2 protein-coding genes are annotated in these 2,074 nt (G+C 60.2%); both read left to right on the top strand.

All coding sequences use genetic code 11. The annotated features are described in order from the left end of the window. Nucleotides 1-1,141 (top strand): autotransporter outer membrane beta-barrel domain-containing protein (locus tag EOL86_14120; protein NCD26710.1); only part of this gene is annotated, 1,141 nt, incomplete at its 5' end. A gap of 39 nt (nt 1,142-1,180) precedes the next feature. Continuing rightward, the coding region (locus tag EOL86_14115; GenBank protein NCD26709.1) for a hypothetical protein at nt 1,181-2,074 on the top strand (894 nt) is incomplete at its 3' end.

The raw sequence follows: 2,074 nt of genomic DNA, 5'->3' as shown, positions 1-2,074 counted from the left end.
GACCCGCAACACCTACGCGTCCCTGGCCGGCAACTCCGGCCAGGGCAGCCTTGCCCACGTCCTGGACACGGTCCGGACCGAAGCCACCGGCGACCTGGAAACGGCCCTGCTCCGCGTCGATAACATGAATCTGGCCGGAGTACGCGACGCCCTGGGGGACATGGCTCCCGGCATCGAAGTTGCCGCGCGCCGGGCCCTGGCCGATCTCCCCCATGCCGAAACCACGGCGATTCTGGAGCGTCTGGAAGACCATGTGTTCCACATGCCGCAAATCCGGCACTCTCCGGCCCAGAACGCCGAAAGCGCCCCCGACTACGCGGTCTGGGGGAATATCGCCGTGTCCGCCGGCATCCAGGACGCGGACGATGTTGCCCCCGAACTGGCCACGCAGACCACCAATTCCTTCCTTGGCGTGGAAAAAACCCATGGACACTGGACCACGGGCCTCACGACCGCCCTGCTCCAGCACTGTCTGAACAGCAGAGACGACGATTCCCGCGCGACAATCACCTCCGTGCGCGCCTATCTGCACACCATCTGGCGACAGCACCTCCGCGATGCCGGGCCGTATGTCGCGGCCAGCCTGGGCGCGGGCCGCTCCCGCGTCACCACCGTCAGGGACATCTCCTTTCTGGACACGGATGCCGACGCCCAACACTGGGCCCGGGATGTCAGCCTGGGACTGGGCGCCGGGCACGTCTTCACCCCTGGAGCATGGCGGATCCATCCCCATCTCAAACTCTCCGGCGTGCTCGTACGGGAAGACGCCGTGGAGGAAGGTGGTGCCCAGACCATGAATCTCGACATCGATTCCGGCGACATCGCATCCGTGCACTCAACCCTTGGCCTGCGCATGGGCCGGACCATGGCCATGGATACGGTGTCGATTTTTCCCGAGGCCCACGTGCAGTGGATGCACACCCTGTCCTCCGATCTGGACCAAGTGCACACCCGATTCGACACCTTTGGACCGGATTTCGCCATTGCCAGCACCGCCACCCGCGACAGCCTGCGCATGGGCGCGGGAGTGATGCTCTCCACCAAAAACCTGCATGGGGGCATGCGCTACGAGTACAGCTCCCACGACGGCGGGGATATCAAGGAACACGCACTCAATCTTGAGCTGCGCTTCCTGTTCTAATGGTTTTGAAAAACAGACTCTCACAATAACCGTCAGGCTATGCGGACAACTAAAAAAACAAAGCGTGCATCCCCCTACCCTCCGCGGCAAAGGCACGGGGATACCGATGAGCGCGCCCCCCGCTTCCCCGCAACCATAAGGAGTCTCATGCATCCGATTGTTTTTCTTCCCGCTCGGTCCTGGTGGCGGCTTTTACCTTTATGTCTTGTTTTCCTTCTGGCTGGACGCATTGCCTGGGCGGAACCGTCCCCTTTGCCCCAATCCTTTGATCTGCGCGACATCGACGGCCACGCCTTTATCGGACCGGTGAAAGATCAAGGGCCCGTGGGCACCTGTTATGCATTCTCCGCCGCCGCAGCAGCCGAAAGCACCTTGAACCGGGCCATGAATCTGTACGACGAAAACGCCGCGCGCTTTTCCGAATCGTTCATTGTCTGGAGTTTATCTCCATATTACGAGGGGTTCTCATACGAGGGTGCCTATAGTATTTTCGACGAGCTTCAGGCCTTGGTCGATCATGGCCTGCCCCGCGAGGAATTTTTTCCCTACGTCACCAGCCAGCCACAAGACTTGCATTGGGATGCCAAACGCACGAAGTTCAGCAGTTGGCACAGAATCCCCACCAACGATGTCGAAACCATGAAGCGTGTTCTCCAGACCTTTGGTGCCGTTGACGCCCTTATTCTGGTTGAGGATGCTTTTTACGACTACAAAGGTGGTATTTTTTCCAACACCTATACCGCGCCGCTTACCCCAGTTGAATACGATGCAAATATAAACCATGGCATTTCCCTTGTCGGCTGGGACGACAACGCCGACGGCCAGGGACACGGAGCCTGGATTCTGCGCAATTCCTGGGGGCCGACTTGGGGTCTCGACGGCTATATGCTCATCGACTACACCTCCGCCGCCGTGGCCACGTCCGCCACATAT

This window comes from Deltaproteobacteria bacterium (genome assembly GCA_009930495.1).
In the GTDB taxonomy this organism is placed as follows: domain Bacteria; phylum Desulfobacterota; class Desulfovibrionia; order Desulfovibrionales; family Desulfomicrobiaceae; genus Desulfomicrobium.
The sequence above is the reverse complement of the archived record's forward strand: the minus strand, read 5'-3'. Positions and strand labels throughout refer to the sequence as shown.